Annotated in this window: 24 protein-coding genes; 18 read left to right on the forward strand and 6 right to left on the reverse strand. The window is 67.5% G+C overall.

Annotated elements, in window-relative coordinates; all coding sequences use genetic code 11:
* Positions 1–1,101: 1,101 nt before the first annotated feature.
* From A3ES_RS0103475 to A3ES_RS0103490, 4 genes are all read left to right on the forward strand, one after another.
* Positions 1,102–2,016, forward strand: coding sequence for a DNA processing protein DprA (locus tag A3ES_RS0103475; RefSeq protein ID WP_020385386.1), 915 nt, complete (start codon positions 1,102–1,104; stop codon positions 2,014–2,016).
* The gene (locus A3ES_RS50980; protein WP_020385387.1) at positions 2,013–2,789 is read left to right on the forward strand and encodes a phosphoribosyltransferase; all 777 of its coding nucleotides are present in this window, start codon (positions 2,013–2,015) and stop codon (positions 2,787–2,789) included. The genes A3ES_RS0103475 and A3ES_RS50980 overlap by 4 nt, the downstream gene beginning before the upstream one ends.
* A gap of 1,190 nt (positions 2,790–3,979) precedes the next feature.
* On the forward strand, positions 3,980–6,883 hold the full coding sequence (locus tag A3ES_RS46135; protein ID WP_020385388.1) for a S8 family peptidase: 2,904 nt from the start codon (positions 3,980–3,982) through the stop codon (positions 6,881–6,883).
* Between the two features lie 372 nt (positions 6,884–7,255).
* Positions 7,256–8,104, forward strand: a complete 849-nt coding sequence (locus tag A3ES_RS0103490) for a hypothetical protein (protein WP_020385389.1) — start codon at positions 7,256–7,258, stop codon at positions 8,102–8,104.
* A gap of 99 nt (positions 8,105–8,203) precedes the next feature.
* On the opposite strand, the gene A3ES_RS0103495 is transcribed toward A3ES_RS0103490, so the two are convergent.
* Positions 8,204–9,589: an FAD-binding oxidoreductase gene (locus tag A3ES_RS0103495; RefSeq protein WP_020385390.1), complete on the reverse strand. Its 1,386-nt coding sequence runs from the start codon at positions 9,587–9,589 to the stop codon at positions 8,204–8,206.
* Positions 9,586–10,035 (reverse strand): acyl-CoA thioesterase, encoded by a 450-nt coding sequence (locus A3ES_RS0103500; RefSeq protein WP_020385391.1) that lies wholly within the window; start codon positions 10,033–10,035, stop codon positions 9,586–9,588. The genes A3ES_RS0103495 and A3ES_RS0103500 overlap by 4 nt, the downstream gene beginning before the upstream one ends.
* Before the next feature lie 333 nt (positions 10,036–10,368).
* Here A3ES_RS0103500 and A3ES_RS0103505 point away from each other — a divergent pair, with 333 nt between their 5' ends.
* The 11 genes from A3ES_RS0103505 to A3ES_RS46145 all read left to right on the forward strand — a co-directional run bounded on the left by A3ES_RS0103505 (position 10,369) and on the right by A3ES_RS46145 (position 21,004).
* Positions 10,369–10,842 carry a holo-ACP synthase gene (locus A3ES_RS0103505; RefSeq protein ID WP_020385392.1) on the forward strand — a complete coding sequence of 158 codons (474 nt, stop codon included), beginning with the start codon at positions 10,369–10,371 and terminating at the stop codon, positions 10,840–10,842.
* A complete protein-coding gene (locus A3ES_RS0103510) occupies positions 10,839–11,768 on the forward strand; it encodes an ACP S-malonyltransferase (RefSeq protein ID WP_040453898.1) in 930 nt (309 codons plus the stop codon). Before A3ES_RS0103505 ends, A3ES_RS0103510 begins: the two co-directional genes overlap by 4 nt.
* Positions 11,765–12,508 carry an SDR family oxidoreductase gene (locus A3ES_RS0103515; protein WP_020385394.1) on the forward strand — a complete coding sequence of 248 codons (744 nt, stop codon included), beginning with the start codon at positions 11,765–11,767 and terminating at the stop codon, positions 12,506–12,508. The genes A3ES_RS0103510 and A3ES_RS0103515 overlap by 4 nt, the downstream gene beginning before the upstream one ends.
* 49 nt (positions 12,509–12,557) lie before the next feature.
* The gene (locus A3ES_RS0103520; protein ID WP_020385395.1) at positions 12,558–12,842 is read left to right on the forward strand and encodes a phosphopantetheine-binding protein; all 285 of its coding nucleotides are present in this window, start codon (positions 12,558–12,560) and stop codon (positions 12,840–12,842) included.
* Positions 12,839–13,342 (forward strand): 3-hydroxyacyl-ACP dehydratase FabZ, encoded by a 504-nt coding sequence (fabZ, locus tag A3ES_RS0103525; RefSeq protein ID WP_020385396.1) that lies wholly within the window; start codon positions 12,839–12,841, stop codon positions 13,340–13,342. The genes A3ES_RS0103520 and fabZ overlap by 4 nt, the downstream gene beginning before the upstream one ends.
* Before the next feature lie 11 nt (positions 13,343–13,353).
* On the forward strand, positions 13,354–14,376 hold the full coding sequence (locus A3ES_RS0103530; RefSeq protein ID WP_020385397.1) for a glycine cleavage T C-terminal barrel domain-containing protein: 1,023 nt from the start codon (positions 13,354–13,356) through the stop codon (positions 14,374–14,376).
* A gap of 28 nt (positions 14,377–14,404) precedes the next feature.
* Positions 14,405–16,831, forward strand: a complete 2,427-nt coding sequence (locus A3ES_RS0103535) for a beta-ketoacyl-[acyl-carrier-protein] synthase family protein (RefSeq protein ID WP_020385398.1) — start codon at positions 14,405–14,407, stop codon at positions 16,829–16,831.
* A 77-nt stretch (positions 16,832–16,908) separates the two neighbouring features.
* On the forward strand, positions 16,909–17,202 hold the full coding sequence (locus A3ES_RS46140; protein WP_020385399.1) for a holo-ACP synthase: 294 nt from the start codon (positions 16,909–16,911) through the stop codon (positions 17,200–17,202).
* Between the two features lie 11 nt (positions 17,203–17,213).
* A complete protein-coding gene (locus tag A3ES_RS0103545; protein WP_020385400.1) occupies positions 17,214–17,975 on the forward strand; it encodes an SDR family NAD(P)-dependent oxidoreductase in 762 nt (253 codons plus the stop codon).
* Positions 17,976–18,115: 140 nt separating this feature from the next.
* Positions 18,116–20,557, forward strand: coding sequence for a helix-turn-helix transcriptional regulator (locus tag A3ES_RS0103550; protein WP_020385401.1), 2,442 nt, complete (start codon positions 18,116–18,118; stop codon positions 20,555–20,557).
* 75 nt (positions 20,558–20,632) lie between these two features.
* Positions 20,633–21,004 carry a VOC family protein gene (locus A3ES_RS46145; RefSeq protein ID WP_020385402.1) on the forward strand — a complete coding sequence of 124 codons (372 nt, stop codon included), beginning with the start codon at positions 20,633–20,635 and terminating at the stop codon, positions 21,002–21,004.
* 185 nt (positions 21,005–21,189) lie between these two features.
* Here A3ES_RS46145 and A3ES_RS0103560 read toward each other — a convergent pair whose 3' ends face one another.
* The 4 genes from A3ES_RS0103560 to A3ES_RS0103580 all read right to left on the reverse strand — a co-directional run bounded on the left by A3ES_RS0103560 (position 21,190) and on the right by A3ES_RS0103580 (position 23,826).
* Positions 21,190–21,519, reverse strand: a complete 330-nt coding sequence (locus tag A3ES_RS0103560; protein WP_020385403.1) for a hypothetical protein — start codon at positions 21,517–21,519, stop codon at positions 21,190–21,192.
* A 418-nt stretch (positions 21,520–21,937) separates the two neighbouring features.
* A complete protein-coding gene (locus A3ES_RS0103570; RefSeq protein WP_040454000.1) occupies positions 21,938–22,582 on the reverse strand; it encodes a class I SAM-dependent DNA methyltransferase in 645 nt (214 codons plus the stop codon).
* Between the two features lie 139 nt (positions 22,583–22,721).
* On the reverse strand, positions 22,722–23,120 hold the full coding sequence (locus A3ES_RS0103575) for a hypothetical protein (RefSeq protein ID WP_237744841.1): 399 nt from the start codon (positions 23,118–23,120) through the stop codon (positions 22,722–22,724).
* 346 nt (positions 23,121–23,466) lie between these two features.
* Positions 23,467–23,826, reverse strand: a complete 360-nt coding sequence (locus A3ES_RS0103580) for a hypothetical protein (protein ID WP_020385407.1) — start codon at positions 23,824–23,826, stop codon at positions 23,467–23,469.
* A 171-nt stretch (positions 23,827–23,997) separates the two neighbouring features.
* Here A3ES_RS0103580 and A3ES_RS0103585 point away from each other — a divergent pair, with 171 nt between their 5' ends.
* From A3ES_RS0103585 to A3ES_RS0103595, 3 genes are all read left to right on the forward strand, one after another.
* Entirely contained in the window at positions 23,998–24,504 is a 507-nt protein-coding gene (locus A3ES_RS0103585) for a DinB family protein (RefSeq protein WP_020385408.1), read from the forward strand.
* Positions 24,505–24,893: 389 nt separating this feature from the next.
* Complete coding sequence (locus A3ES_RS0103590) at positions 24,894–25,157, forward strand: hypothetical protein (protein WP_020385409.1); 264 nt, start codon at positions 24,894–24,896, stop codon at positions 25,155–25,157.
* A gap of 48 nt (positions 25,158–25,205) precedes the next feature.
* The gene (locus tag A3ES_RS0103595; protein ID WP_020385410.1) at positions 25,206–25,526 is read left to right on the forward strand and encodes a hypothetical protein; all 321 of its coding nucleotides are present in this window, start codon (positions 25,206–25,208) and stop codon (positions 25,524–25,526) included.
* Positions 25,527–26,258: the final 732 nt, after the last annotated feature.

Here is a 26,258-nt window from a genome sequence, read left to right on the forward strand (position 1 = left end):
GCTGCGACGCAGCCAGGCCGCTTCCGAAAGGGGAGCGGGATCCATTGGTCGGCCTACAGCAAGAGTCGTGACGAAAGGGCCAGTCGTGGGACTGGCTGAGGGCGTGCGGCTCTCGCCCAGAAGGCAGGAAAGGCAGGCAGCGCAGGAAGGATCCAGTGTCGTGATGGCAGAGCTCGCAGCGCAAGGGCGAGCAGAAGTCCGAAGGCCATCGCGATCAGGAATACCAAGCAGGCCCCGGGCATCGGATGAGGCTCGTGGCCCACGGTGCTACCCGAAATGTCGCCGGCTGCAGGCGGCCCGAACCTATTGCCGTCGGTGAGCCGATTCTCACCGGGCCCGGCCCGAAGGTCCGGCACTGATTCGAGCGTCGAGGTACAACCATGCAGGTAGGTCCCAACCGAACCGGACCGACTGTCGGAATGCGGCGAACTATGGGTGATCAATGTCAGGAGACCCACGGCCACAGCGAACGCGATGATCACCGGAAGACCGGCGATCGCGCGACTCACCTTGTCCATGCGTCCCTCTCAGAGTCGGCCGTGCCTCAGACGTCATCTACTAAGAAGCATAGTAGGTGAAGCGGGTCGCGAACCAGCTCCGCCCGCACCGGCCCTCGTTCTTAGCCACGTTCCTATCCTTCCGGGCTCACGCCGTCCGGCTCGAACAGGTCGCTGGGCGGTGGTGACCAGGCCCCACCGGTGTTCCGCGATGGAGCCGAGCTGTACCGGCGTCGAATCAGCCGCAGCAACTGTCGTACCCAATTAAGGGAGCAAACGTGGTAGGCAGCTGGGTCCATCCAGCCAAGTAGGCGACCTGTGGCGCGACGCCTGATGGATATCCGCATGCGCCCTCGAGTTGAGTGGCCGCAACATGATCCGCCGGTGCGTTGCTGTGGCCTAGAGCTGTGGATACTTGCACAGCCGCTCTCTCATGTCGCCCTGTTATGTCGCCCTGCTTGGCGTTCTGTCGAATGTATGTTCGAATTGGCGGGAGTCATGTCACGCCTTGGGTGGCTCCGTGGTTCCCGAAAGGCGATCCGTGGGGCAGGGAATTGCTGGGGCTGGGTACGTGATGCCGGTATCGTCCAGCACAGGAGAGGTGGTGAGCCGGGTGATCGACGATGAGGCGCTGGCGCTGGTGGCGCTGCTGCGCCACACCGAGGCGCGCAAGTCATGGCGCGCGGTGGTGACCGAGGTCCGCGAGGCTGGAGCACTCGAGGTGCTCCACCGCCAGAATCCGCAGACGCTGCTCGATTCCGACCCAGTGGCGCTGCTGCTTAAGGCGGCACGGCAGGACTTGCACGCCTGGAGTGACCTGGCCCGTGTGCTCACGCTGTTCGACGACGACTTCCCGCCCCAGTTGCTCGAGGTGCACGACGTGCCGCCGCTTCTGTTCGCCCGTGGCCATCTGGCCGCACGTGGAGAGGCTGAGCTGGGCGCCTGCATTGTGGGGTCGCGCAAGGCGTCACCGGAGGCAGTGCGGATCGCCCGTGAAGTGGCGAACTCACTTGTGAGCATGGGGGTCGCGGTGGTGTCCGGTCTTGCCGAGGGCATCGACACTGCTGCCCACCAGGCGGCCCTTGCGGCAGGCGGCCGCACGGTCGCGGTCATTGGGACAGGAATCGATCAGGTCTACCCGGCTGCAAACAGGCAGCTACAGCAGCGCATCGAGCGCGAAGGTCTAGTCCTGTCGCAGTTCTGGCCAGGTAGTGGCCCGACCAAAGCGTCGTTCCCGATGCGCAACGCGACAATGTCGGCATATGGGATGTGCACGCTGATTGTGGCCGCAGGGGAGCACTCCGGAGCTCGGATCCAGGCCCGCCAGGCCGTTGCTCACGGTCGGCCGCTGATCCTCACCCGCGACGTTGCGAGCACCACCGAGTGGGGCCGCGACCTGGCTGGCTCGGCGTACGACGTGCAGGTTGTCAGCGATGCCGACGGCGCGGTTGAAGCAATCAGGGCAGTTCTCAAGCGCCCGCGGCAGCTCGATGAACTGTTGGCCGACCTAGTCCAGTGACTCAGCAGCTCGATCAGCTCCTGCCGGAGATCGCCGGCGTCATGACAAACCCGCTGCGGATCGCGGGTGTCACCTGTTCCATCTGTACCCGCGAGGTGACCTCGGGCTATCCCCTGTGCTTCAAGTGCCAAGCTCATCGCGCAGGCCATGAGGTCCCGGGGCAGCCCGGGTATCACCTGACCTCGAACCTCGCCGTGCCGCTGACCTATGCAGTGCAGGGCTACCAGGCATACACCGACGTGTACAAGTACAAGGACTCCGTCTCGTTCGAGGCCGCACAGCGGCGGCTCGCATTGCTCACCGCGGTTTTCGTCATAGCCCACAAGTTCTGCATTGACCGGTTCACCGGCCATCCCGTCACCTGTTTGGCGATCGTGCCGTCGCTGACTGGCCGTGCCGGCCAGCATCCTCTGGAGAAGTTCGCGCCGCTGCTTCCGGAAAACTGGCATCGGATCCGGCTCAGTGCGGCCTCCGACCTTCCGGCCGACGCCAATCACCGTCGTGAACCGAACCCAGCGTTCTACGAATGCACTTACGACCTCACCGGGCATCATGTCGTCTTACTCGACGACACCTGGGTCACCGGCGGCCACACGCAAGGAGCCGCTGTGCGGCTGCGTCAGGCCGGCGCCGCACGAGTGACCATCCTTGTTTTCGCCCGCCTCCTGAAGACCAGCTACGCGCCGACTGCGGAGTTCGTGCGCCTGTACAACCTTCCTCACCCGCCGTACACGAGTACGATCTGCCCAGTGACCGGTGGCCCATGCCCATGAACGTGCCGAGGGCAACGCGGCCACTGCCCGCCGGGTCTATGCACTGACCTGTCAATGGATCTGTCGATGACCTGGTGTCCGGTCGAACAAGAGTTGCCAGCGATCAAGACGCCTTGGAAGTGCGAGTGCGGACTTGCCGCAGAGGACCGCGTGGGATGCGCGGGTCTGCACGGCTAGCGGGTTCGCCAGTCGTTGGTGTGAGCGATGTAAAGGCTCCGGCGGAGTCATGTATCAAGTCATACCCCTCGAGGCTGCTGAAGGGTGCGATTCGGTACACGACTCGGCCACCCGTCGCCCCCAAAAAGTACGCACAAAAGTACGCACAACTTGAACTCCGCAACGATCCCTGACGAACCGACCTGAGCCCCAAACGATCGGACGAATCCCAGCTATACAAGGCTTTTCGCCGCCCAGCAGCCTCCCGACCAGGCATTATGTCGCGGATCCTTGAATAATGAGAAGGTCATCGGTTCGATTCCGATAGGCGGCTCCATCCAGGAGGCGGGGAGTAGTACCAGCAGGGCGACCCCGCCCACGCGGCTCCCCCGTCACCGCTCCCCACCCCCAGCTCCGTCGCTACTACGTACGTGCCTCGCTCCTTTGGCGGACTCGTGCGGTCGCTCCCGTGATGTCAACGGCCGAAATGGGTAGGCCGAGCCAGCGGCGCGGGAGCGGGGTTCGCCCTTGCTTGGCGCGGACGAGCGCGCCTCGGACTACGACCGGTCGTAGTCCCTCGGGAAGAGCCCTTGAAGCCGCACTCAGGGAGCGGCGCCAACTCGGTGGAGAAGTTTCGTCACCACTGGAAAGACGATGCACGGAACGCGCAGCCCGAGGCGGGTGTGACCTATGGGTATCCCGCAGCAGCTACTGCGGTGGCCTGCCAGGTTGGGGGCGTCGTGGTTACCTCGAGCTGCAGAAGGCGCTGCCGGTCGACAAGGGCGCGACCGACCTGAGCGCCGTACCTCGGGGCCGCTTGCGATCAGTTGACGTCTAGCGTGACCGCCGGACCGGGTGCATGGTGGTTGCAGGAGGCAACCGCGACGACGCTTTGGGGGCACGGTCGCGACCTCGCCGGACTCCGTCGTGTTGTGCGGCCGGATGGCCGTCTCATCCCATCCAGCCGATCTGGTGTGAAGGGGAGAGGGATGAAGCGATTCGTGGCGGGACTGACTGTCGTAATTTTGTGCCTAATGGCGGCCACCACCGGTGCGGCCGGGGTGCAGGGGGAGAGTCCGGGCGCACCGGACGCCGGCACCGGCAAAGCGGGCACCAGCGACGTTTACCTAGTGCTACTCGGGGAGGCTCCGGCAGGCGCGTATGCAGGCGGAATCGCCGGGTACCCCGCGACGAAGCCGGCGCCCGGAAAGCGGTTCAACAAGAAGGACGCGAAGGTCCAGCGGTACGTCAACTACCTGCGCTCCCGGCACGCCCAGGTGGCGAACAGCGTCGGCGCGACGCGGGAATATGACTACGACTACTCGCTGAACGGCTTCGCGGCGACGCTCACCAAGGCACAGCTGGCGAAGCTGCGTACGACGTCCGGCGTCGTCTCGATCCAGCGGGACACGCTTTCGCAGGTCAAAACCGACAACACCCCGACCTTCCTCGGGCTGAATGCAGCCGGCGGGCTCTGGAGCAAGCTCGGCGGGCAGGGCAGCGCCGGGGAAGGCGTGATCATCGGCGTGGTGGACACCGGCATCTGGCCGGAGCACCCGAGCTTCGCCGCGGCCGGCTACGGCCCCGTACCGGCCGGCTGGAACGGGACGTGCCAGTCCGGCCAGCTGTGGAGCCAGCAGCAGTGCAGCAACAAGCTTGTTGGCGCACGCTACTTCCACAAGGGCATCGGCCACTTCGGCGGCTCGCTGAAGGACGACTACATCTCGGCCCGCGACCACGACGGCCACGGAACCCACACCACGTCGACCGCCGGCGGCAACGGAGGCGTCAACGCGTCGATCTTCGGGCGCAGCTACGGCACGGTGAGCGGGATGGCGCCCCGCGCCCGCGTCGCGGCCTACAAGGCATGCTGGCCGGGCGGCTGCGCGATCAGCGACCTCGTCGGCGCGATCGACTCGGCGGTCGGCGACGGTGTCGACGTCATCAACTACTCGATCGGCGACAACGACCCGGACTTCCTCGACGCTGATGACGTCGCCTTCCTGTTCGCCCGGCAGGCCGGTGTCTTCGTCGCGGCCTCGGCCGGCAACTCCGGACCTGGTCCCAGCACGGTCGACCACGGCGGTCCGTGGCTGACGACGGTCGGCGCGAGCACCCAGAACCGCTCGTTCGTCGGCACAGCGACGCTCGGCAACAGCGCGACCTTCCAAGGTGCGTCGGTCACGCCGGGGCTCGCGGCGACGCCTTTGGCCGACGGTGCCGCGGCCGGCAGCGAGGGCTGCCTGTCCGGCCTGTCGCCGGCGGCTGTGACGGGCAAGATCGTGCTGTGCAAGGGGAGCTTCTCCCGAGCCGCGCGGAGTCTGGGGGTCAAGAACGCCGGTGGCGTCGGGATGATCCTCTACACGGCGGCCGAGACCGATGCGCTGCTGAGTGACAACCACCATGTGCCGGCCGTCCACATCCGTAACTCCGACGGCCTCGCGATCAAGGCGTACATCGCGGCGACCAGTGCTCCGACGGCGTCGCTGTCGGGTGGCGCGAAGGTCTTCGGCGGCGGTAACTCCATGGCGGCGTTCTCGTCCCGCGGCCCGCTGGTCGACAGCGCGCGCAGCACGGGTGACCTGCTGAAGCCGGATGTCACCGCGCCCGGCGTCCAGATCCTGGCCGGCAACAGCCCGACCGCACACGTCGGCGCGCCGGGCCAGCTGTTCCAGGCGATCGCCGGTACGTCGATGTCCAGCCCGCACACCGCCGGCATCGGCGCGCTGTTGCGGGACCTGCACCCCACCTGGACGCCCGACGTCATGCAGTCGGCGCTCATGACGAGCGCCCGGCAGGACGTCTCGAAGGAGGACGGCACCACGCCGGCCGACCCGTTCGACGTCGGTGCGGGCCACATCGCGCCCAACCGCGCGGCGGATCCCGGTCTCGTCTACCCGGTTGGGTTCGACGACTACCGGGCGTTCCTGCGGAGCCAGGGACTCTGCACGCTCTGCTTCGGCACCACCCCGGCGCCGGTCATCGCTCCGACCGACCTCAACGTTCCGACGATCACGGTTCGCTCGCTCGCGGGCGTCCGGACGGCGACGCGCACGGTGCGCAACGTCGGCCCGGCCGGGACCTACACGGTCTCCATCGACGAGCCGCCAGGGGTTGACGTCGTGGTCACCCCGAATGCGCTGACCCTCGCCGCCGGCGCCACAGCGTCGTACCAGGTCTCGTTCACGTCGAACGCCACCGCGGTCTTCGACGAGTACAGCTTCGGCGCGCTGACCTGGTCCGACGGTGCCGGCCACAATGTGCGAAGCCCGCTGGTCGTCCGTCCGGTAAGCATCGCTGCGCCGGCCTCCGTGACGGGCACCGGGGCGGCCGGTTCGCTCCAGTACTCCGTCACGCTTGGCTACGCGGGCAGCTTCGCGGTTGCGCCGCAGGGTCTCGTGGCGGCGACGACCGAGACGAGGACGATCGTCGACGACCCGACGGACAACTTCGACACGGACGCTCCGGACGCCAACCAGGGCATCCAGGTGCATGAGTTCGCGGTGCCCAGCGGCACGCCGCTGTTGCGGGTGCAGCTGTTCGACGAGTTCACCGATGGCAACGACGACATCGATCTGTACCTGTACCGGGTGGGTGCCGGCGGCGTGCTGACCCTCGTCGGGTCCAGCTTCACCGCGACCAGCGCCGAACTCATCGACGTCGCCGACCCCGCCGCGGCCACGTATCGCCTCTACGCGCACGGCTTCGCCACCGACGGCGCCTCCGCCGTCTACACCCTGTTCCGCTGGCTCGTGCCGGACACCGCCGCAGGCAACCTGACGGCGACGTCAAGCACAGCGACCGCCACCGTCGGCGGCACGGCGGACATCACGGTGACGTGGACCGGCCTCACCCCGGCGACGAAGTACCTCGGCCGGGTCAGCTACTCCGACGGCACTGCAGAGATTGGCGGCACGATCGTCACAGTGAACCCGTAGCCGCTATTGGTTCATAGGGATGGCCGGTGCTCCGGCCAAGGCCTTCGCGGGCCGCGGCATCCTCTGACGAGAGCACGGCCAGCGGACCTGCGCGACCGGTATCCGGGGATCGTTCGCTGTCCCGGCAACATAACGGTAAGGTCACGCGCCAGGCAGAGAGGGCGATGTGATCTGGGGAATCGCCCCTGAGTCACCGTGACGCGGCTGCTGCGGAACTGGGGCGCAGCGCGACCGCCGACGGTCATCTGCCGACCGGATGGGCCCCCTCCGTCCGGTAATCCGACGCGCCCCGAGAGGTTGCTGCATGTCCGCCATCCCCGCTCACCCGTCGTTCTCCTTCCTTGTCGCGACCCGCGGCGAGAGGCGCCGCCCATGACGCGAACGACCAAGATCACCCTCGGTGCCAGCCTGCTCGCTCTGCTGGCCAGCCTCGTCGTCGCCCTGACCGCCAACTCTGGTGGAGCGCAGGCGGAGGCCCAGACGGCGACACCGACGCCGACCCGGCATTTCGTCACCAATCTCAAGGGAGCGACCGCCCCCTTCGCCCTCGGGTACAACTTGGCAGACAAGGCGTCGGTCTCCAGTCTGAGCACATTGCCGACCGGGGTGCAGTCAGTGTTCTGGCTGGGTCAGAAGTGCCCGACCCCGGCCGACAGCACCTTCAAGGCCAAGGTCGACGCCCTCGCCTCGAACCCGAAGGTGTTCGGCTACTACCTGTCCGACGAGCCGCACATCGCGAACTGCCCAGGCGGTCCTGCGGCGCTGCGGTCGCGCGCGGACTACATTCGCGCCGCGAGCGGCGGGCGGCAGAAGTCATTCATCGTGCTCAGCAAGATCGCCGACTACAAGCCGTTCGCGCCGGCGAGCAGCCATGTCGATCTGGTCGGCCTCGACCCGTACCCCTGTTCGATCGCCAACCCTCAGTGTGACCTGCGCAAGATCGGCGAGAAGGTCTCCGCGGCTCGGGCGGCGGGTATCCCGCTGACAGCCATCGTGCCCGTGTACCAGGCATTCGGCCAGGAGCGGACGACGAGCCACTACTACAACCTGCCGACAGCGGCTCAGGCGCACGCGATCCTGACCGAGTGGAAGCGGCTCGTGCCGTCCCCGGTGATGGACTACACCTACGGCTGGAGCAACCAGACCAGCGCCAACCCGACCCTGGTCGACTCACTCGCGCTCCAGAAGGTCTTCGCAACCTTCTTCGCCACCGGGCGCTAACCCACTGATCCGGCGGCCCACCCCTCACCGCGGCGGGCCGCCGGATCATCGTGAAGCAGGATGCCGCCGCGGTCAGGGGCCTTCGTCATGCGGGGCAGATCAAGCAGGCTGCGGCTTGATGTTGTGGTTGAACCGGAACGTGTTTTGTGGGTCGTAGCGCGCTTTCACCTTCGCGAGCCGTTCCAGCCGCTCCTCGTTCCAGAATGCACTCACCCGGTCCACGTCCTCGTCCTCGGTGACCAGGTTGAGGTAGCTGTCACCGGATCCGATCGCCCGCAGGTCCGCACCCGCCTGCTTGACCCAGGTCCGGCAGCGGTTGGTGTCCGCGGGGTCTGTCCACTGGCCCATGACGTGGATCAGCCAGCTGTCCTGCCGGTGGCTGAACGCGGTCGCGTCCGGCTCGACCCTGGTCACGGCGGAGTCGAACGGGATCACCTGCATGATCGAGTGGTCGGTGGGCAGGGTGGCGCCGTACGAGGCCAGGGTTTCGATCTGTTTGGTGCCCAGTTCGGGAAGGTATTCCCCGGTCCAGTAGTGCAGGTTGCCGTTCGGGTTCAACGGGTCGAGCAGTTGCTGCACCGCGACGTACGGCATCGGGTAGATGAAGTCGAGCACCGGCGAGCCGAACTCCTGGACCGGCCGCACCACCTCGGGGTCGAGGTCGGCGCCGAAGTACCGCAAGAAGATCCCGATCAGCCGGCGGCCGCGGTGTTCCTCGGGGATGACGTCGAGCGGCGGGGCGAACTGGATGACCGCATCCGCGCTCAGTTCTTCGGGAGTGGTCACGATGAAGTCCCGCAGGAAGGCCAGCACCTCGGGCGCTTGTTCCACCGGCCAGGCGACCATGCCCGCGAGGATGGTCGGACCGACCGGATGGCAGCGGAACTCGAACGAGGTCACCACGCCGAAGTTGCCGCCACCGCCACGCAACGCCCAGAACAGCTCCGGGTGGCTGTCGGCACTGGCGGTGACGACCGTGCCGTCGGCGGTGACCACGTCGGCGGACAGAAGGTTGTCGCAGGTCAGGCCGTAGCGACGTTGCAGCATGCCCATGCCACCGGTCAAAGCCAGCCCTGCGATTCCGGTCATCGAAACCTGGCCGCTGGGTGTCGCCAGGCCGAACAGCTGGGTGTTGGCATCCAGGTCAGCCAGAGTGGCACCACCCGAGACCCGTACGGTTCGCGCCACCGGATCGACGCGGACGTCGCGCATGCCGGACAGGTCGACCAGCAGACCGTCGTCGCAGGTCCCGTGGCCTGCAACGCTGTGGCCGCCGCCGCGGATCGCGACCGGAAGTGCGTGTTCTACCGCGAACCGCACCGAGTGCACCACATCGGCGACGCCCCGGCAGTGTGCGATCACCGCCGGCCGACGATCGATCATGCCGTTGTAGACGCGGCGGGCGTCTTCGTAACCGGGATCGCCCGGTACGACGAGTTCACCGCGCAATTGCGCGGCCAGTTGATCGGTCGGTAGCTGATTCATAAAGAAGCCTTCCGATTTTCGAGAAATGCCTCGAATTTCTCGTGCCAAGCCGCCGGGCCGCGCAGGCGAAGTCCTCTCTCCGGGTCGACCAGTGCGTGTTGTGACTTCGCCTCGGCGATCAGTTGCCCGCCGGTTTTGCGATAGATCTCGTAATTACAGTCGAGCCGGATGGTGAGCGGCGCGGTCCAGGTCCGGATCAGCAGGTCGTCGAGGTAGTGGGCCGGCGCATGGAATCGGATATGGAATTCGGTGGTGGTGACCAGGTAGTCCTGGTAGTCGACGCCGGCGGCCAGGGCGAATGCCTCGCGGCCCAGGTCGCACCAGGTCATGTAGTTGCCGTAGTAGGCGTGGCGCTGCAGATCGCACTCGGACCAGCGGACCCGGACATTCGTCTCCACGAATGCCTGGCGCATGATCCGGGGCGCAGTCTCGACCCAGCGCGGCATAGGCCGTTTCCTTCCGCTCGATTGAGAAAAAAATGAAAGAATTTCCATAAATCTCGTATGCTGCGACTCTCAACGATTTCGGGCCGGCCGTACGGGCTGCGCCAAGATTGGTGTCCGGGTTGTCGTGGTGTCAAGCAATCAGAGCCGCCATGGCTGATCCCTGCTATCCCTCGACTGCATTTCCGAGCTAGCAGGAATCAGTCATATGAGTATTCCTTGACAGTCCGGCGAAACGATTCCTAGCATTCCGTCCTGTCCCGCGCTAACAAGTGCTCGGAAGGTAAATAGCCGAGCCGGCCCGCCCCTCGATTCAGCGCGTGTTGGGAGCAATTCATGATTTCTGCCATCGATGCCTGCCGGGTTCCTGCAGGCCGGTTGCGCGGTGCCGGTGTCGACCTGCTGGACCAGCAGCGGTTCGCGCTGGCAGCACGGCGCACAGGTCCGGCGTGGCTGCGACGAATTTTCGACGACGCCGAATGGGCCGCAGCATCCGTGGCCGCTACGCCCGAGTGCGAGCAACTGCCCGGTACGGCGGAACTGGCGCGCCTGGCCCGGTTGTTCGGGATCAAGGAGTGCGTGGTCAAGGTGGTCCGCGGTCTGCCGGCCGGCGCCTGCTACCGCGACATCATCGTCGCCAGGGCCGGCACCGATGGTGTCCGACCTATCGAGCTGCGGGGAGAGCTGGCTCGCTGGGCCGACGACCACCGGGTCGTTCTGACCGGGGGCGTCCTGCCCGCCGGCGATGCACTCGGTCCCGATCTCGACCTGTGCTGGGCGGTCGCCACCGAGGCGGAGGCGGCGCGATGATCGACACAGCGTTCGTATTTCCCGGTCAGGGCAGCCAGCGGCCCGGGATGGGCCGCGAGCTGGCCCGCTGCGGCGTCGAAGCGCGCGAACTGATCGTCCAGGCGGAGCAGCTGACCGGCGTCGCCATCGGCGAGCTGATGACCCGTGCGGACGAGCGGACGCTGGCCGATCCCGAGGCCGCACAGCTCACGATCTTCGTCTGGTCCAGCGTGCTGGCGGCCGAGCTCGCGGCCGCCGGTTGCCGACCGGTCGCGGTCGCCGGGCACAGCCTCGGGGAGTACGCCGCACTCGTCGCCGCCGGCTGCCTCAGCTGGGAAGCCGCGCTGGCGATCGTGGCCCGGCGAGGCCGGGCGATGGCCGATGCCGCACGGTGTCAGCCGGGCGCGATGGCCGCCATCGCGGGGCTGACGGAGGACCAGGTGACCGACCTGTGCGCGCGATTCTCGGTCGGCGGCGGCACTGTGGTCATGGCGAACCTGAATGCACCCCGGCAGGTGGTTGTCTCAGGGACAACTGATGAGGTTGGCGGAGTGGTCGACGCCGCCCAGTCGGCTGGCGCCTTGCGGGTGAAACTGCTGCCGGTCGGTGGTGCCTACCACTCGCCGCTGATGTCCGAGGCCGAGCGTGAACTTGCGCCGCTACTCGCGGCGGCTGACCTGCGAGCGCCGCGGGTGCCGTTCGTTTCCAGCCTGACCGGTGGTGTGGTCCACGACATCGAGAAGTACCGGAAGCTGCTCGGCGGGCAGATCACCCGGCCGGTGCGCTGGACCGACACCGTCGCGTCGCTCACCCTGACCGGCCCCCGCACCTTCGTCGAGGTCGGCCCGGGCCGGGTGCTGACCGGGTTGGGGCGCAACATGATCCGGACCGCCAGGCATCTGACCGGTTGCGAGGCACTCGGTGCGCTGGCGGTGAGCCAGGCATGAGCCTGTCCGGACAGGTGGTCCTGGTGACCGGCGCCACCAAGGGGATAGGTCTCGGCGTCGCCATGGACCTGGCCGCCGCCGGCAGCCGGGTGCTACTGAACTATCGGCGCGACCTCGAGCAGGCCAAGCAGGCGCTCGATCAGGTCCGCGAGCTGCAGCCGGACGCGGAGCTGGTCCAGGCCGATGTCGCCGAGCCTGCCGAGGTGGACCGGATGTTCCGCCGGATCCGCGCCGATCACGGCAGGCTGGACGGCCTGGTCAGCAACGCCGGCATCGCGAGTGACGGCTACGCGCTGATGATGGGCGAGCAGAAGTGGCGGTCCGTCCTGGACACGAACCTCACCGGGTCGTTCCTGGTCTGCCGTGCGGCAGCCCGGTTGATGGCGGTACGGCGTACTGGCGCGATCGTCGCGGTTGCCTCCACCAGCGGTGTGAACGCCCCGGCCGGGCAGGTGAACTACGCCGCGTCCAAAGCAGGTGTGCTGGCCATGGTCCGGGTGCTGGCCAAGGAGCTCGGCAGCTATGGCGTGCGGGTCAACGCGGTGGTCCCAGGCTTCATCGACACCGCGATGACGCGCTCGATGCCGCAGGACCAGCTGAACGCCTTCGTGGAGCGGGTACCACTGGGCCGGATCGGGACGCCGGCGGATGTAGCACCGGCCGTGCGGTTCCTGCTCGGCGCCGAGTCCGCCTATGTCACCGGAGCGTCCGTCGTCATCGACGGTGGCATGACCTGCTGAGTGCAACCCCACGACCACGGCGATCCGACAAGCGATAGGAGAGGCCCACATGGTGGCAACGCTGGAAGAGACGAAGACAGCCGCAAAGGCTCGGCAGGTCCTGTGCGGTGAGGTCAAACACCTGCTGGTGGACCGGCTCGGCCTCGCGGTGGATCCGGAGCTGATCGGAGACGACCAGCCGCTGTTCGGCAGAGGACTCGAGCTCGACTCCATCGACACCCTCGAACTGGCGATGGCTGTGGAGGAGAAGTTCGGTGTGATGATCACCGACGACGACACCGAGAGCCTGCTCTCGCTCAACCGTCTCGTCGACTACGTGGCGGGCAACCGGTGACGAGTGCGGCCGCGACGCCGTCCGCGCGACCAGGTGGTCTGTCGGCCGACGAGATCGCGCGACTGCTTCCGCACCGGTACCCGTTCTCCCTGCTGGACCGGGTCACCTCGGTCGAGCCCGGCGTACGGGCAGAGGCGATCAAGAACGTCACCGCCTCCGATCCGGTGCTGGCCGGCCACTTTCCCGGCCGGATGCTGTACCCGGGCGTGCTGCTCGTCGAGTGTGTCGCGCAGCTCGCCGCTGTGATCTACGGCAGCGCGGCGGCGACCCGGAGTACCGGTGAGCTGGTGGCCGACGTCGCGGAGCGGGTCGGCTACCTCGCGGAGATCAAACAGGCCAAGTTCCTGCGCACTGTGCTGCCCGGCGATCAAGTGGTCGTCCGGGCACAGGCCGGTCCCAGGATGGGCGACCTCATGTCGGTGACCGGCCAGGCGTCGGTCGGCCGCGATGTGGTGATGACGACCCGGCTCGTCGTCACCGAACGGGATAACAGCGAATGAAGGGGAGAACCATGCAGAGCGTTTACTCCGACACCGTTGCCGAATACGAATTGCTGCGCAGCGCGTGCGGGCTGCTCGACTACACCGGCCTCGGCCTGCTCCGGATCGCCGGTAGCGGCGCCGCGCCCTTCCTCAGCCAGGTGTCGACCCGCAGCGTCGACTTCCTGCTCGAGGGGCAGATCTCTTCGGCGCTGCTGCTGAACTCGGACGGTTCAGTGCTGGCCGAGGTGTTGATCCACTGCCACGGCGCCGACTATCTCATCGAGATCTGGCCGGCGCAGGCGGCCGCCGCGACCGAGTACCTGGTTGCCGCCGGCAACACCGGTGCGCACGACGTGACCGTGCAAGATGTCGGCGACGAGTTCTGCGTCTTCGGCATCGAGGGTCCGCAGGCGCCTGCGATCGCGCAGAAGTTCCTGCCGTTCCCGATCACCTCGCTGTCGTACGCCGGCTTCGTCACGACGCCCTGGCGCGACGACCTGGAGCTCCTCGTGAGCCGCACCGGCGTCACCGGCGAATACGGCTACAAACTGCACGTTCCGGTTGCTGCAGGCAACGAGTTGCGTGAGCACCTGGTCGATCTCGGTGCGCGGCAGGCCGGCCTGGCAGCCCTGAACGTCTGCCGGATGGAGATGCGGTTCGCGAACCTGGAACAGGAGGCGGCCGGCGTGACGCCGTTCGAGGCCGGCCTGCAATGGATGGTCGATTTCGGGCACGACTTCATCGGCAAGGAGGCTCTCGTCGCGCACTGGGAGGCTGGTCCGCCGCGCCGTCCGGTCTGCTGGATCGCCTCCGATCGGCTGCAGGCGATCCCGGACCCCGGCAGCCGGCTGGTGGTGGAGGACGAATCGGTGGGTGCCGTCGCCCACGCGGTGTACTCACCCCGACTCGGTCGGGTGATCGGCACTGCCCGGGTCGACGCCGATGTGGCGGCGGCCGGTCTCAAGCTGACCGTTGAGCAGCTCACCCGGCCGATCCGAACCACTGCAGCACCGTTCCTGGTCGCCACCAGCTTCGGCGTACCGCTCGAATGAACGCAACCGGCGCGCGTGAGGAGAGCACATGAACGCCACAGGTGTAGCCATTACCGGCATCGGGGTGACCTGCGCGCTGGGTACCGGGGCCGAGTCGGTCTGGGCCGGGGTGCGCGATGCCGCGAGCGGAATCGACCGGACCCGGCGGCTGGACACCTCGACGCTGAGTTGCCAGTACTCCGGCGAGGTCGGGGAGGTCCCGGTCCCGCCGATCAAGGGCCGGGGGCGGATCGATCGTGCGATCAGCCTGGCGCTGAGTACCGCGGCAGAGGCGATCGAGGATGCCAAACTCGACATCGCCGCGTTCGATCCGTACCGGGTCGGGATCGCGATGGGTACGTCGGTCGGTGGCCTCGACGCCGGTGAGCAGTACCACTGGCAACTGCTCCGCGACGGCGTCGCCGGCGCCTCGAAGCATCATCTGCTGGTGTACCCGCTGTACACGTCGACCGATGCGGTCAGCGCGGCCTTCGGACTGAAGGGCCCGAAGGTGGTGATTTCCAACGCCTGTGCGGCCGGCGCCAACTCGATCGGCTGGGCGTTGGACGCGATCCGGGAAGGCCGGGCCGATGTGATGCTGGCCGGTGGCGTGGACGTGCTCGACATGCTCTCGCTGGCAGGGTTCGACAGTCTGAAGGCCCTCGACGACCAGCCGTGCGCGCCGTACTCACGCAGCAGCGGACTCAACATCGGCGAGGGCGCCGCCTTCCTGGTACTCGAGTCCGCGCAGTTGGCCCAATCGCGTGGCGCGCGGGTGCTGGGTTACGTGCTGGGCTACGCGCTGACCAGTGACGCGCACCATGCGACTGCTCCGGATCCAGTGGGCGGCGGAGCGTTGAGATCGATGCGACGCGCGCTGGAGCAGGCTGGGTACACGCCGGCGGACGTCGACTACGTGAACGGTCACGGCACCGGGACCCCGGCGAACGACAGCTCCGAGCCCAAGGCCGTGACGGCGCTGTTCGGCGGCCAGAAGGTGCCGCCAATGAGCAGCACCAAGTCGCAGGTCGGCCACACACTCGGCGCGGCCGGTGCGTTGGAGGCTGCCGTCTGCGCGTTGGCGCTGCGCGAGCAGATCCTGCCGCCGACAGTGAATGTGGACGCTTCGGCCGACAGCCCGGCGTACGACATCGTGCCGAACGCCTCGCGCCCGGCCGATATCGACCTGGTGGTTTCGAACTCGTTCGCCTTCGGCGGCAACAACTGCTCGCTGGTCCTCGGCCGGAGCCTCAAATCAGGGCCGCAGCGGCCCGACCGCCGGGTTGTGATCACCGGTGCCGGCGTGGTTTCGCCGGTAGGCCTGGGTCGCGAGGGCCTGATCACCGGCCTGCGGACAGGCACGGTCGCTATCGCGCCGGCGACCCGGATCGACACCAGCCAGGCCGCAAGCCGGCTCGCGGCTGAGATCACCGACCAGAACTACCGGCGCTGGATCAACCCTTCCTACGCCCGTCGGCTCGACCAGCTAGGCGCGTTGGTGCTGGCTGCGACGCGAGACGCCTTCTCGGATGCGGCGTACCAGATCACCCGCCAGAACGCGACCGAGGTCGGGATGGTGTTCGGCACCTGCACCGGACCGCTGGAAACGGTGGCGCAGTTGACCGAGACGATCGGTACGGAGGGCCCGCACCGGGTCAACCCACGGCTGTTCCCGAACTCGGTCATGAATGCGGCTCCCGGCCACGCCTGCCTTTCGCTGCAGATCAAGGGGCCCTTGTCCACGCTGGCCATCGGCTGCGCCTCCGGCGTCGCCGGTCTCGGCTATGCGTCGGACCTGATCCGGCGGGGTGAGGCGGAGGTGATGGCCGCGGTGAGCGCGGACGAGCTGACCGGGCTGCTGCACCTCGGCTACGACCACCTCGGAATACTGGCCTCGGATGCCGTCCGTCCCTACGACCGCGAGTCCAGCGGTTGCGCACTCGGTGCCGGCTCGGTGGCCCTGGTGCTCGAGTCGTTGGAGCACGCGCAACAGCGCGGGGCAACGATCCTCGCTGAGGTCCGCGGGCACGCCAGTACCGGGGACGCCTATCGCGTGGCGGGTAACGACGAATCCGGGGAAGCCTGGGCACAGTGTCACCGCAACGCGCTGGCCGCGGCAGGGCTGACGCCGGCCGACGTCGGAGTCGTGTACGGCGACGCTCGGGGAACGGCCGCGATCGACCTGGCGGAGGCCAGGGCCGTCGCCGCCGTGTTCCCGGCCGGTTCGACCCGACTGGCCAACCTCTCCGGCCAGGTCGGTCACATCCACGCCACCACCGCATTGATGTCTGTGCTCGCCGCGGCCGAGAGTGTGAGCACCAGCTGGGTTCCACCGATCGTGGGATTGCGAGACCCGTTGCCGGGGCTGGAGCCGTACGTCGGCTCGGACCATGATCCCGCTGGACGTGCCGCACTGATCACGGCGGCCAACTGGGGCGGCACGTACGCGTCGGTGGTGCTGACGCCGTGCCCTTGACACCGCCGGTTCCCGTTTGTGTTCGCGTCGTCCAGGTTCCCTCCGATGCTTGGACGGATCGAGCCTGGCGGCAGCTGGTGAGCCCTGCCGAGTTGGCCTACTGCGCGGGGTTCGCCCGCGCCGGCGAGCACCTGGCCGCGCGGGTGGCGGCGAAGCACGCAGTCGCCGAGGCACTGCAATGGCCCGGGCCGGTTCCGTGGCAGGGGATTGAGATTCTCCGTACGCCGCCGTCGGCGCCGGTGGTATCGCTGGCCGGTGCGATCGAGCGGTGGCGCAGGCAAGCGAATCTCCTGGTGCCGCGGGTGTCTCTCAGCCATGCCGCTGGGTACGCCGTAGCGCTGGCCTGGCTGCCAGACGGGGCCGCAGCGTGACACCGACGCCCATGCGAGCGGGCTCGGGCCTGGCCGGCCGCAGCGCCCTGGTCACAGGTGCGGGTAGCGGCATCGGCCGTGCGGTGGCTGCGGGTTTGGCCGCGGCTGGTGCCGGGGTCGTGCTCGCTGATGTCGACGGTGGTCGGTGTGAGGCGGCAGCCGCGGAGATCGAGGCGGCCGGGTTCCCCGGCCGGGTCGTGGCGGCCAAAGCCGACGTCACCGACCCCGGCGAGTGGTCGAGGCTCACCAGGACTGCCCGTCGGTGTTTCGGCTATCCCACGCTACTGGTGAACAACGCCGGTGTCCTTGGGGGGCATGGCCTCGCCGGTGTCACGGCCGATGAATGGGATCGGGTCGTCGATGTCAGTCAGCGCGGCACTTGGCTGGGAATGCAGACCGTCGTACCGTGCATGCACCTGGCCGGTGGCGGCGCGATCGTGAACGTGTCCTCGGTATTCGGTCTGGTCGGCTCCGGCGCTGCGTTCGCGTATCACGGGGCCAAGGGCGCTGTGACAGCGATGACCCGCGCGGCGGCTGTCGAGCTCGCGGCCGCGAGGATCCGGGTGAACGCCGTCTCGCCTGGCCTGGTCGAGACACCGATGACAGTGGCGCTGCCGGCGCAATTCGTGGCCGACTTCGTGGCTGCGACGCCGATGCGCCGGATGGCAGTGCCGCGTGAGATCGCTGCAGCCGTGCTGTTCCTCTTGTCCGACAACGCCTCGTTCGTCACCGGCACCGACCTGCTGGTCGACGGCGGCTACGCAGCGAGATGAGCCGGAAACTGGCCACGGGAGAGGGTGTTGTCCACTAGGTCAACACACCGAGCGTGGGACTAGCCTCACCGAGTGTAATGAAACGGTCGTTGGAGGCGGTAGCGGAGTTTCCAGGCACGGGGTTGGACTAGGAGGCACTAGTGGCCAGGCAACGTGATACGGCAGGCCTGGGCCTGCCAGGCGACCCGCAGGCCGGCGGCCGTGGTTCCTCGGAGCGGATCGGCCCGGCGGCCGCAGCCTGGGCGGCCGGCGTGCACCCGCCCAACCAGATGGTCGGCCGTGACGACGAGCGCGCCGCGCTTCGGCAGATCGTTCAAGGCGCGGCCCAGCTGGTCACCCTCACCGGCCCCGGCGGTACCGGCAAGACCCGGCTGGCTCAGGCTGTGGTCGGCGATGTGCGGGCAGGGTTCCGGGACGGCGCCTGGCCGGTCGAACTCGCGTCGCTGTCCGAGCCGAGCCAGATCACCGGCGCGGTCGCGGCTGCCTGCCGGGCCGTGTTCGCCAGCAGCTCCCAGCACCCGGACAACCTCCATGACGGGTTGCGAGATCGCGAACTGCTGCTGGTGCTCGACAACTGCGAGCAGGTCGCGGACGGCGTTGCCGACCTGCTGACCAGTCTGCTCTCGCACTGTCGCGGTCTGCGAGTCTTGACCACGAGTCGTCAGCCGCTGCAGATCTACGGTGAGCGGTTGTACCCGGTCCGGCCGCTGCCGCTGGTGCACTCCTTGCGCGTGCCGTTGGCCGAGATTGCGGCGGTCCCCTCGATCGCACTCTTCGTGCAGCGGGCCCGGGCCGTCGCACCGGATTTCGCCCTGACCGACGACAACGTGGGCGACGTGGCCGAGATCTGCCGGCTCGTCGACGGACTGCCACTGGCCATCGAGCTCGCCGCGACGAAGCTCCGGCTGTTCGGTCCACCTGCCCTGCTGGCCAGGCTGCGCGACGGTATCGACATCCTGCGCCTCGAACTGACCGACGTACCACGTCGCCAGCAGACCATGCGGGCGGCGATCCTCTGGGGCTACCAGTTGCTGACCAAGGAGGAGCGCGACCTACTCATCAGGCTCGGGGTTTTCGCGGGCGGCTTCAACGCGGCGGCCGTGGTGGCCGTCGTACAGCTGACTCAGCCTCGCGGAGACGAGTTGCTGGAAGCCCTGCTGGACAAGGGGATGTTGACTTCGTCCGTCGGTGCTGACGGCGAGCCGCGGTTCGATCAGTTGCATACGACCAGGGCGTTCTGCGTCGAGCGACTGCGGAGCACCGATGACGAGCAAGAGGTGCGCGACCGGCACGCCGAGTACGTCCTGCGACTGGTCGCCGAAGCCGAGCAGGATCTTCGCGGCGGACGACGCGCCGCGCATGTTCGCCGGCTGACGTCGGACCAGGCCAACGCCCGGGTGGCCTATCAGCACCTGCGGGCCCGCGGTGACGCCGATGCTGCGCTTGCGCTGGCGACTGGGATGTGGCGGTTCATGTTCAGTCAGGGCCACTTGTGTGAGGGCCTGCAGATGCTGGAGGAGACGCTGGCGGACGGCTCGGTTCGCACGGACAGCAAGCTCGGTGCCGAGGCTCTGCATGCCGCCGGCATGCTGGCGATGGCGGTCGGGAAGTACGCCTCCGCAGAGGGCTACCAGCGGCGCGCGGTTGCGGCCTTCCACGACCTCGGCGAGGCGGTCGGTGAGGCAGCCGCCTTGAACTGCCTGGGAAATCTCGCCAGAGTCCGCGGCGATCTGCCTGCGGCCCGGAGGCTGTGCGAACAGAGCTTGGCGATCTGGCGGGCAGTCGAGGCTCCCAGGGCGGCAGCGCTGGTGCTCATCGACCTGGCCACGATCTCGATGAGGCGAGGTGACGTGTCGGCGGTGGACGAGGCGATCAGTTTCGCGTTGCCGCTGCTGGAGGACGACGGTGACGACTGGAACGCCCGCAGTGCTCGCGCGCTGGCTGGGCTGATGGCCTTCCGGCGAGGGGATCAGCAGAAGGCCGAGCAGATCTGCCGGACCGTGGCGTCGGAGGCGGTCGAGACGGACACACATCAGGGCACGCCGTTCGCTCTGGAGGCGCTGGCCCTGGTGCTCGCGGGCCGCCGCCGGCCTCCGACAGATCAGGCGGCCGTTCGCTTGATCGCGGCGGCAGGCTCGATCAGGGCCGAGACGCACAGCTACGCGTGCGCGGAGATCCTGACGTACGTCGACCGCGCGCTGCAGCACCTGCGGCAACGGCTGGGGACCGTTGCCTTCGACAACGCCTGCATCGCGGGGAAGACGCTCCCGCTGCCGACCTTGCTGGACGAGGATGCCGGACTGGTTGAGCAACCCGCCTGGACCGAGGCGGCCGCTCGGACGGAACGCATCGACTCGGACCGCACACCGGCCGATGTGTTCCAGGGCACGTCACTCACCGCGCGCGAACGGGAAGTCGTCGTACTGGTCGCGAACGGACTGACCAACCGTCAGATTGCGAACCGGCTGAACATCGCCGAGTGGACGGCAACGAACCACGTTCGGCACGTGATGCGCAAGCTCGGTATGCCGTCGCGCGTTCATGTCGCCCAGTGGGTCACCCAGCGGTACCTGGCCCAGTGAGCCCGGGGGTGCTCGAGGCCCCGATTTGGTTGCACACCGGCCATCGCTTGCCAGACCGCCGCTAGCATCGTCGGCATGGCAACGCGGCTTGTGCAAATCAACATGAAGGCTCGGGACGACTCCGCGCTGGGCAGTTTCTGGGCGGAGGCGCTCGGCTGGACAGTCTCCAGCGAGGGACCCGGCGTGACCAATCTCGAACCCGAGGGCTTCGTCTACCCCGACCCCGTCGCCGTCTGCCTCGACCTCATCGCCTCCCCGGAACCCAAGACGGTGAAGAACCGCGTGCACGTCGACCTCGCCACCACCTCCGCGGCCCATCAGGCGGAGGTAGTCACTCGCCTCAAGGATCTCGGCGCAACACCCGCCGACGTAGGCCAGGGCGATGTCCCCTGGACGGTCATGGCCGACCCAGAGGGCAACGAGTTCTGCCTCCTCGCCCCAGGCTGACCCAAACCCTCTTCACCCGCTCACTACGGCCACGAGCCCGGATTGGCGACGCGCCCTAGCCGGCATCAAGGCGCGCCTTGATCCATAGGAGCCAAATTCGGCAAGTGGGATCGGCGGGAGGGTGTGATCCGCCAGGAGATCCGCGACACTAGGTGATGTACTGCCGGTCGGGTCAGAGAAACCGACTAGCTGTCCCCCATCGCCAGTTCGTGGAAGTACGTGACGGGCTTGCCCAATGCGTTGGCGTACGCGATCTCGCGGCGGGTGGCCTCCCCGATGTAGCCACCGGGGTTCACGATTCGTACCTCATCTGCGAGGTCGATCCTGCGGAGGTGCAGCTCGCCCAAGGCCCGCACGAGCAAAGGATCCAGCACAGGCGCCTCGGTGGCCTCCGGAGCCAGGACGATCGCCAGATCGACCGTCAAGCGCGTGCGCTCGGTCGCAAACTCCCTGCTGAAGCGCAGGGAACCGCACAGACAAACGATCTTCGGGCGAGCAACCGGCACGTTGGACATGGACACCCTTCAAGAGCCAAAGATCCCTCCAGCATTCCATGCTGCCGTTGATGCCCAGCCAGTGGGACGGCGTCAGGCGATAGACGGAATGAGAGTGATCCGCGCCCGGCGAGCTGAGGTCCAAGCTTTACGCCGGGGGAGACCCGACCTCCAAGACCCGCGTGTACCTACGCGAGACCATTCCAGCCGGCCGGCGGAGCATGCACGCCCAGCTCGAGGCGTGCCTGCTCCGCGGCGATGCTCAGTCGGCGACGAGGCCGTACCACTTTCCGTAGGACTTGAACTTGAAGTAGTACTCGGTGCCGTCCTTGACGTTGGTCGCGATCTCCTACCAGCCGGTGGTCTCCCTGGCCGTTGTCCACCGCATCGTCGCCGAGCACGACACCCTGCTGCTCGCCGGAGAGGACCAGCCATGAAGCTAGGAGTTACTGCGTGCGAAGAGAATCGCTTGCTGAGCTTTCGCGTCCGGGTCGAGCAGCATCTGGGCATCGACCACGAATCCGGCATTGCGCAGCCAGGATGCCACCTGGTCAGGCTGACGGCGGTGGACATGGACCTTCATCGGATGACCGCCATAGCCCTCCGTCTTCAACTGCGACTCGTCGCCGACGTGAAACAGGAGCTGCAGGGGTCCGCCGGGACGCAACGCCCGGTGGAAGTGCCCGAACACAGTCGGTACCTCGTCGTCGGGGATGTGGATCAACGACTGCCAGGCGACCAGGCCGGCCACCGAACCGACGGGGAGGTCCAGGTTCGTCATCGAGCCCACCTCGAACCGCAGGCCGGGGTGGTCGCGCCGGGCCACGTCGATCATCCCCGGGGAGACGTCGATACCGAAGGCGTCGACACCGAGCTGATGCAGGTGGGCGGTGACCTCCCCGGGGCCGCAGCCGACGTCCGCGACCGGTCCGCCGCCGGCCGTCCGCACACTGTCGGCGAACAACGCCAGAGCCGCGCGAAGGTACTGGTGTCCGGCGAGGGCGCCGCGCACTTGGTCGGCATAGCTGACCGCGACTGTGTCATAAGAGGTTCGGGTGTCGGCCAGCCAGTTGTCCGTGGTCACGACGGCACGATATTCCACGTTCACGACTTCGTGGACGCCGACGCAGAGCGACCGATCACGGCTCGCCAACTGGCCCAGAACGCCGCCGCAACGAGGCCAGCATCCGGAGTGCGATGAACCGCCTACTGCGTCAGAAGGCTCAGAGGTATGGGTTGTCTCGGCCCGTACTGGTCGCGCACCGCAGGGTGCCGGCTGAGTCTGTGTAGACGCATACCCACAGGCCTGCCCTCGCCACGCCTCTGACGTCGCTGATCCTGATGGTCCCGAAGTTGGTGCCGTTGGGCCCGCAGCCGTTGGTGTCCGCCTTCAAGGGGCCGAGATGCCTGCGAATTCCGTTGGCGTCCACCACCGACATCTGGGCCCGCACCGGACGGCCGTCACCGGGACAGACGTCGCGCACCGTGAAGTTCCGGCAGACGGCCTCCGTCCGGCTGATGAAGTCGATGTCCGCCCGGGCGTACCCACCACTGCCGGAGGTTCCCGGGTAGTACACGCGAACCGAGTCCGGTCCGTCGGTCGCCTGCGCAGGACTTGCCACCAACAACCCAATCAACACCGCTGCGACCCCTACCACGGCCCTCAGAACGCGTGCCTTCATCAATCCTCCAAGAGAGATGTCCTCGAGCCGGCTTGCGCCCGCCCGCTGAATGTGTCGCGACTGTATGAGCTGTCACCGACGTGTCCCTGCCCGTACCGCACCCGTACCGCGGTCCTGAAAGACGCCGGCGGCAGGTGGGCGCCAGGAAGGCTCGCTGGCCGCACGCCGACGCGTGAGCGCGACCTAGGCCTGGTCGCGTCGCGGCACTAAGCGATCAAGGCGCGCCGCGTGCGCGGGGCCGGCTGTGCGCATGCGGCCTCCGGCCGTTCACCGGGTGGGATGCTCCTCACCTGTCCTGATCTCCGGCGGGTGGCATCGAGGGAAAGCGCTCGAGGTACGCACGAGCACGCGGGCGCGGGTCGGCGTAGTACTGGTCCGGCAGGCGATGCGCCATGGTCGCGCAGAAGGTCGCGAGATCGGCGGGGATGGGGATGATCTCCCACGGCCGGTCGGGCTCGTACTCCGCAGTGCAGGCGAGCAGCTCCTCTTCGAGCGTCCACCCGTGGTGGTCGAGGATGTAACAGGCCCCGGCTGCGAAGAACGCCTGATCCCTCCGCCGCCACGCCAGTTCCTGATCAACCCCGTTCAGCCGCAGTACGTCGAAACTTCGCCGCCGCCGTGTACATGACGGCGACCGTAGCTCCACCCACCGACAATCCAAACCGGGCGGGTCACACAGCTGCTCAGGGCCGGGGGCGTCGCGTGGTTGGTGCTCAGGGCAACGGACTCCTCATGGGAACGTCATCGGTTCGATCCGACAGGGCGACTCCAGGAAAGTGATGGCAAAGGGGGTCGGCGCGTATGTAAGGTTGCCGGAGTGTCGACGTGGACCATGCCGGAGCGAGTCGAGCCGCCGAACAACCCGATCGACGAGCGGGCCGCGCTCGAGGACCGCCTCGAGTACCAGCGCACGACATTGCTGATGAAATGTGGCGGGCTGACGCCGGAACAACTGGCGCTGCGGTCGGTGCCGCCGTCGACGCTCTCGTTGCTCGGCCTTGTTCGGCACATGTCTGGGGTCGAAGCCTGGTTCCATGAGTACGACAGGCAACCGGACCACCTGTATTTCTGGGACTACGTGCCAGGCTCGACGGCACGCGGCGACGAGGTCGACATCACGCATGCCGCTGACGACCTGGCCAGCTATCAAGCGAGTGTCGCCCGGTCGCGAGAGGCCGTCGCCGGGCGCAGTCTCGACGAAGTCAGCCCGGGCGAGGACTACACGCTGCGGTGGATCTACCTGCACATGATCGAGGAGTACGCCCGCCACAATGGCCACGCGGATTTCCTCCGCGAACGCATCGACGGCGCCACGGGCGAATAGCCTGCCGCCCGGACAGTGCGTTCACCAGATCATCCGTTGCGTGCAAAGCCCAACTCGTTGCCGTCTGGGTCCGCGATGGCCGTCGGCGGCACAGAAGGACGGTGCTCTTCGGTACGGGCGGAGTACGGGCAGCGAGTTGTTCCTGTGAATCCTTAGTGTGCGAGTTCTGCAGCTGAGTACGGTCGCAACCCGGGCCGTCCAAGGGAGGAATGGAACTAGATGAGGAACATCCTGCGTCGACCTCGCACCCGTGTCGTCGTCGCTACAGCGCTGACAGGCGGTCTGGTGCTGGGCGCGGCCGCGGCAGCTCATGCGGACTTCACCAGCCCGAGCCAGCCGACGTCCGCGCCTTCCGTCGCGTCCCCTCTGACCGCGAAGGGCCCGGCCCCGTGGAAGCGGGCTCGGTCTGCGCTGAGACCCAGAAGCGGGTCACCGCCTCCGGGGCGGTCACCGGCTACCGCGGGCGGGTGTCCGTTGCGCCCGCCCCCGGCCAGTCGATCACGCCGGACCGCTACGTCTGGAACAGCAATATTACGTACTACTGTTCCGGCGGGTGCGCCCCGAAGACGACGGCCTGGACGTCCACTTGGTCGCCGGTCCTGACGTCCTACAGCACGTATGTCGCTTGGAGCCCGAGAACCGACGGCTCGTGAGCCGTCGGCGCCGGCTGGAGCGAGTGGTTCAAGACCGCGAGCCGGTGCGTGAAGTACAGCGCGGGCGAGGTGTGTGTGAACCGGTACGACCGCGGCTACCGCAAGTTCTTCGATGAGCGCGGACAGCTCGTGGTCAAGCCCGCCGCGGGCCAGTGGATCGAGCCGCAGTGGGTCCGGGTCGGCCACGTCGAAAAGGGCAAGAGCAGCTCGAAGACCAAGGACCTGTGCGACCCGTCCTGCACGAAGCGCAGTACGAACTGGTCGAGCTCGGTCGTCTCCTACGTCACCGGCTACGACGAGGGCTTCGCCTCCGCCAGTTGGGCCCTCCCGTCCGGAGCGGTCAAGAGCATGAGGGTCTCGTTCTCCTGACAGACCTGACCCGCCCCCGTCGCCCACCGAATCGCGCTCATCGGTGCGGCGACGGGGATGTGGGTTCCGCGGCCGCCTGACGACCTTGGCCCGGTCTAGGGTCTCGGCGTGCCGAAGCTTGGGGATGCGACGACGCGACTTGTCGTTCTGCGAGGCAACTCTGGATCTGGCAAGACCAGCACGGCGTACCAGGCGAGCAGGTGATTGATTCGTCCAGCAGCCTGGATGAGACCGTAGAGCGCGTCATCGGTGATCTCGCTTGGACGACCGGCGGAGCCATCGCGCACGCACTCGAAGATTGAGACCGGGGCATATCCAACCCGCCCGCCTCAGGCGATTGACCTCTGCGCGTTGGCTGAACGGCAGGCGGGAAGACACGGATGCGGGCTGGGCTGACAGTGTTCTAACGGGTACGTCGCTCCGTCAGCACGGCTGCTCCCCACCCAGCCGCTGCCCCGAGCATCGCAGCGATGGGGGCCAGGACGATTGCTGGGTCTGTCCATTCTGAGCCGCCCGCCAGCCGGGCCCACACCGCATTCGCGAGAATCAGAACGACCGCGCCGATCACTGCCCACCAGTTGCGACGACGATTCTGTGCGGGCGAGACCATGTCGAAACCCTACGCCGGTGCGCCTGCCGGTTCATGATTTGTTGGTGGCGCACTTCAGCACGAGTACGGCTAGCGCGTACGAGATGACGCGGGTGATTGAGGTTCCGGAGCCGTTCGTACGG

Origin of the sequence: Kribbella catacumbae DSM 19601 (genome assembly GCF_000372465.1) — a bacterium.
Classification (GTDB): domain Bacteria; phylum Actinomycetota; class Actinomycetes; order Propionibacteriales; family Kribbellaceae; genus Kribbella; species Kribbella catacumbae.

Excerpts from the sequence above, each read along its gene's own strand:
- A3ES_RS0103495 (WP_020385390.1), bottom strand. The coding sequence starts at position 9,589 with ATGAATCAGCTACCGACCGATCAACTGGCCGCGCAATTGCGCGGTGAA.
- A3ES_RS0103505 (WP_020385392.1), top strand. The coding sequence starts at position 10,369 with ATGATTTCTGCCATCGATGCCTGCCGGGTTCCTGCAGGCCGGTTGCGC.
- A3ES_RS0103530 (WP_020385397.1), top strand. The coding sequence starts at position 13,354 with ATGCAGAGCGTTTACTCCGACACCGTTGCCGAATACGAATTGCTGCGC.
- A3ES_RS0103520 (WP_020385395.1), top strand. The coding sequence starts at position 12,558 with ATGGTGGCAACGCTGGAAGAGACGAAGACAGCCGCAAAGGCTCGGCAG.
- A3ES_RS0103515 (WP_020385394.1), top strand. The coding sequence starts at position 11,765 with ATGAGCCTGTCCGGACAGGTGGTCCTGGTGACCGGCGCCACCAAGGGG.
- A3ES_RS0103545 (WP_020385400.1), top strand. The coding sequence starts at position 17,214 with ATGCGAGCGGGCTCGGGCCTGGCCGGCCGCAGCGCCCTGGTCACAGGT.
- A3ES_RS0103560 (WP_020385403.1), bottom strand. The coding sequence starts at position 21,519 with ATGTCCAACGTGCCGGTTGCTCGCCCGAAGATCGTTTGTCTGTGCGGT.
- A3ES_RS0103490 (WP_020385389.1), top strand. The coding sequence starts at position 7,256 with ATGACGCGAACGACCAAGATCACCCTCGGTGCCAGCCTGCTCGCTCTG.
- A3ES_RS46135 (WP_020385388.1), top strand. The coding sequence starts at position 3,980 with ATGGCGGCCACCACCGGTGCGGCCGGGGTGCAGGGGGAGAGTCCGGGC.
- A3ES_RS0103500 (WP_020385391.1), bottom strand. The coding sequence starts at position 10,035 with ATGCCGCGCTGGGTCGAGACTGCGCCCCGGATCATGCGCCAGGCATTC.
- A3ES_RS0103510 (WP_040453898.1), top strand. The coding sequence starts at position 10,839 with ATGATCGACACAGCGTTCGTATTTCCCGGTCAGGGCAGCCAGCGGCCC.
- A3ES_RS46145 (WP_020385402.1), top strand. The coding sequence starts at position 20,633 with ATGGCAACGCGGCTTGTGCAAATCAACATGAAGGCTCGGGACGACTCC.
- A3ES_RS0103535 (WP_020385398.1), top strand. The coding sequence starts at position 14,405 with ATGAACGCCACAGGTGTAGCCATTACCGGCATCGGGGTGACCTGCGCG.